The sequence below is a fragment of the Hyphomonas sp. genome (assembly GCF_040882205.1).
In the GTDB taxonomy this organism is placed as follows: Bacteria; Pseudomonadota; Alphaproteobacteria; order Caulobacterales; family Hyphomonadaceae; genus Hyphomonas.
This window is the reverse complement of record NZ_JBBEBT010000160.1, coordinates 1-4,316: the sequence shown is the minus strand read 5'-3', so window position 1 is coordinate 4,316 and position 4,316 is coordinate 1. Positions and strand designations below refer to the sequence as shown.

At 61.6% G+C, this 4,316-nt stretch carries 4 protein-coding genes; 1 reads left to right on the top strand and 3 read right to left on the bottom strand.

The features are described 5' to 3' along the window. The 3 genes from WEA77_RS06495 to WEA77_RS06485 all read right to left on the bottom strand — a co-directional run. A partial coding sequence (locus WEA77_RS06495) for a DUF1365 family protein (protein ID WP_368067058.1) occupies positions 1-193 on the bottom strand: 193 nt, incomplete at its 3' end. Further along, the gene (locus WEA77_RS06490; RefSeq protein WP_368067057.1) at positions 190-1,506 is read right to left on the bottom strand and encodes an NAD(P)/FAD-dependent oxidoreductase; all 1,317 of its coding nucleotides are present in this window, start codon (positions 1,504-1,506) and stop codon (positions 190-192) included. The genes WEA77_RS06490 and WEA77_RS06495, both read right to left, overlap by 4 nt. Then, on the bottom strand, positions 1,503-2,960 hold the full coding sequence (locus WEA77_RS06485) for a deoxyribodipyrimidine photo-lyase (protein ID WP_368067056.1): 1,458 nt from the start codon (positions 2,958-2,960) through the stop codon (positions 1,503-1,505). The genes WEA77_RS06490 and WEA77_RS06485 overlap by 4 nt, the downstream gene beginning before the upstream one ends. A 139-nt stretch (positions 2,961-3,099) precedes the next feature. Between WEA77_RS06485 and WEA77_RS06480 the strand changes: the two genes are divergently transcribed. Continuing rightward, positions 3,100-4,316, top strand: a 1,217-nt coding sequence (locus WEA77_RS06480) for a PfkB family carbohydrate kinase (RefSeq protein WP_368067055.1), incomplete at its 3' end; no start/stop codon positions are given.

Genomic DNA, 4,316 nt, shown 5'->3' with positions numbered 1-4,316 from the left:
CATGGTCTCCTTCATGGAAGGAAAAGAACCCCGGGCGATTGACCGCAAACAGCCTCGACATGGCGCCCGCTTCTTGAAGTCGGTCGATGTCAATGTCGATCAGGACAAGCGCGTAGCGGAACTCCCGTTCAAACGGGAAATAGCGCTTGTGCAGCGTCTGCCCTGACCAGAGCCTCAGGGGCGGTGAACTCAAGCAGATACCTCGGCTTTCGCTTCTGGTTCCGAAGTGTCGCGCCTTGGAGAGAGGATGTCCACGCCTTTCGCGTCCCAGGGCACTTTTCCGCCGAGTGACAATGCCGGAACGAGGCCGGATTTCAGGCCATCCTCGTGGAATCCGCGCCCCATCCAAGCCCCGGCAAACCAGAGGCCGTCCTGTCCCTGCAACCGCTTTAGCGAGCGCACTGCCGCCTCTGCGGCCGAGTCGAACTGCGGATGATCCAGCGTGTACTGGTAGAACGTCTTGTCCGGGGCAGGGGGCGTTTCCGGATTGAGCGTGATGAAAACAGGCTTGTGCGGATCGATGCCCTGCAAGCGGTTCATCCAGTAAGTCAGGCAGATTTCGCCACTGGAATGCTTCAGCACATTCCAGCTCGCCCACGCCGCTTTGCGGTTCGGCATCAGGGCCGGGTCACGGTGCAGATAGATCGTGTTAGGCCGATATTTGACCGAGCGCAGATAGAATGCCGGGCTTTCATAGTCACGCTCTACCAGGTGCAGGGCCTGGTCCGAATGACAGGCAAGGATCACTTGATCGAACAATTCCGTGCCGCCGCCGCCAACGTCAATTGCCACTTTGTCGCCAAACGGATGCACTCTGGATACAGCAGTATTCGTCCGCACGCGGCCTTCCAGCGCCGCAGAGACCTTGGAAACATAGTTCACACTTCCCCCGCTCACGGTTCGCCATTTCGGGCGCTCCTTGTGCATCAGGCGGTGATTGTCGAAAAACTGGAAAAAGCTTTGAGCCGGATAGTCGAGCATCCGCTGCTCCGGTGTCGACCAGATCGCGGCGCCCATCGGCAGGATGTAGTTCTGGCGGAACTCCGTGTTGAACCCGTGCCGGTCCAGCCAGGCGCCCAGCGTTGTATCGACCACTGCGCCGTTCGCGAGTTCCATGCGCGCGATATCATTGAACTTGAAGATGGTCTGCCAGAACTGATGGAAGCGCGGGCTGAACAGGTTGCGCTTCTGCGCGAATATTCCGGCGGCCGTGGAGGCCCAGGTCCACCCTGCCGGATCGGACACCGCGAAGCTCATGTCTGACGGTTCGGTCTGCACACCAAGCGCTTCGAAAAACCCGATCAGGTTCGGATAGTTCAGGCCATTATAAACGATGAAACCAAGATCCACATTCAACGCGGTGCCATCATAGTCGAACGTGTGCGTGCAGGCATGACCACCGAGCCGGTCGTCTTTCTCGAATAGGGTGACATCAGCGCTGTCGCGCAATGCCCACGCAGCCCCGAGCCCTGAGATTCCAGATCCGATGATGGCAATTCTGGTCATTCCGCACCCTTCTCCTGTCTGGTCTGCTTGTAGGCGTCCAGCGCGCGTTGGCGCGCCGCGGCGTGATCGACGATCGGTTTCGGATAGGTCATGCCCAATACGACCCCGGCACGCCTGAGAACTTCCGCCGGCGCTTCGAAGGGCGCATGGAGATACTTGTCCGCAACATTTGATATCTCCGGCACCCAGCGGCGCACATATGCCCCCGTCTCGTCAAACTTGCTGCCCTGCGTGATCGGGTTGAAGACACGAAAATACGGCGCCGCATCGGCGCCGCTGCCTGCCGTCCACTGCCAGCTCGCCGCATTGGCAGCGGGGTCTGCATCCACCAGTGTATTCCAGAACCATTCTTCCCCCACCTGCCAGGGCAGCAGGAGATGCTTGGTCAGGAAAGATGCCACGATCATCCGCACTCGGTTGTGCATCCAGCCGGTATGCCAAAGCTGGCGCATGCCTGCGTCCACGACCGGATACCCGGTCATACCCTGCTGCCACTTGCGCAAAGCGGCCGCGTCAGTGCGCCATGGCATCTGGTCGAAGTTCGGGTTGTAGTTCTTGCTGGCAAGTTCCGGATTGAAATGCAGCAGCACATGCGAAAACTCCCGCCACGCAATCTCCGACAGGAATACCATCGCGGGGCGCTCCTGGATGCGTCCGGCATCAATACCCGCTTTCACCGCGCGCCAGATCTGCGCCGGCCCGATTTCGCCATAACGCAGATGCGGTGATAGCCGGGAGGAGGAACTATCGAGGTCCGGCCGGTTGCGGTCTTCTGCATAGTCGTTGACTGGTCCGTCGAGGAAGTCTTTCAGCCGCTTGCGCGCGCCCGCTTCGCCGGGTGTCCAGAACTCCCCCATCCCGTGTGACCAATCGGGCGCAGTCGGATGCATGCGCCAGTCTGCAATGTCCTCAGAGCTTGCGTCCACGTCTCTGAGACGTCCTGGAGCTCCCGTCGCCGGGTTGGGCACATAGGCCGCCTGCATTGCGCGCCAGAAGGGCGTGAAAACGCGGTAGTAGCCACCCGAACCTGTCTTCAGCTCCCACGGCTCCATCAACAGGCGCCCGTTGAAACTGCTGACGTCGATGCCCGCCTCCTTCAGTGCCGCCTTGAGGGCCGTGTCCGAGGTCCTGCCGGGTTCGCCGTACCGGCGATTCCAGACAACGGCGTTCGCTCCCGTTTCGGAGATCACCTCCGTGAGAACCGTCTGCGGATCGCCCGTCCTCAGGATCAGCCGGTTTCCAATGGCCTCCAGTGAACGCGCAAGCGACTTCAGGCTCTTGTCGAGCCACCAGAGCGCCGCCCCGCCCGGCGCACGCGCGCCTTTCGCGCCGGTTTCCCTGATATAGAGGCAAATCACCGGCGCACCGCTCGCGGCCGCTGCAGCGACTGCCGGGTTGTCAGCAAGGCGCAGATCTTCGCGAAACCAGACAATGACAGGCGCAACAGACGGCATGGCAGAGAAATTATCCTGAAATTCGGTTCGTAGGGATACGGCAGGGCCACCGGTTTGGATCAATCAGCCCTGTATCGCCAGACTTTCAACACATGGCGGAGGCCGCTATACCCCCGGACGATCTCTGGAACAGCGCCCCATGCAAACTGCCCGCCTTCGCCAGATCATGGATAGTGCGCGCGGGCAGCGCATCCTCTGCGTGGGCGATGTGATGCTCGACCGGTTCGTCTACGGCGTCGTCAACCGCATATCGCCGGAAGCGCCGGTCCCGGTTCTTCGCCAGACCCGCGCGGCCAGCATGCCCGGAGGCGCCGCCAACGTCGCCCGCAACCTCGCCTCGCTCGGTCTCCAGGCCGTCATTATAGGCGCCGTGGGGACCGACGAAGCCGGGATCGAGCTTAACGAGCTGCTGGAGCACTCCCCCGGCATTACAGCGCGCCTCGTCCCCCTGAAGGACCGACCGACGACCCTCAAGACACGCCTCGTCGCCGGTGGGCAGCAACTCCTGCGCCTCGACGCCGAAGAAATAGGCGCGCCGGACACCGCCAGCGAGCGCAAGCTCATCGCCCTGATCGAGGATTCGGTCGCGTCCGTCACGGCCATCCTCATTTCCGACTACGCAAAGGGCCTGCTCACTGACACTGTGATTGCTGCAATCCATAAGGCCGCAGCGCAACACTCGGTTCCGGTGATTGCAGACCCGAAGGGCAAGGATTTCGAACGCTACGGCCCTGTCGATATCCTGAAGCCGAACGCAGGTGAACTGGGTCTTGCGCTTCGAATGCCGACCGCCACAACTCCCGAAATCGAGCAAGCCCTCGCTGCGGGCAGGTCAGCACTGCCGGCTAAAGCCATCGTGGTCACGCGCGCGGCACAAGGCATGTCCTACCTCACCGCTGAAGGCGCCCATGGTCATGTCACCGGGAAAGCCCGCGACGTGTTTGATGTATCCGGCGCCGGCGATACCAGCCTCGCTGCACTGGCGACCGCCATCGTTGCCGGCGCCAGCCTCGATGAAGCCGTCTATGTCGCGATCCTTGCGTCCGGGCTTGCGGTTGGCAAATCCGGAACCGCGACCGTCTCTGCCGCGGAACTCCTCGATGCCGCAGACCTGCCAAAATGGGCACAAAAGGCCGGCATTCTCTCCATGGATGCGATGGTTGGCCAGATCGAGCGCTGGCGGGAAGGGGGTCTGCGGATAGGTTTCACCAATGGCGTGTTCGATATTCTCCATCCGGGCCATGTCCGCGTGCTGGAAGAATCCCGCAGCCGATGTGACCGGCTGGTTGTCGGGCTGAACTCCGACGCCTCCGTAAAACGGCTCAAGGGCGATGAGCGTCCGGTCAACGCAGAGCA

What these genes read in the sequence shown, in the direction of transcription:
- WEA77_RS06490 (WP_368067057.1), bottom strand. Translation starts at nt 1,506, where the DNA reads ATGACCAGAATTGCCATCATCGGATCTGGAATCTCAGGGCTCGGGGCT.
- WEA77_RS06485 (WP_368067056.1), bottom strand. Translation starts at nt 2,960, where the DNA reads ATGCCGTCTGTTGCGCCTGTCATTGTCTGGTTTCGCGAAGATCTGCGC.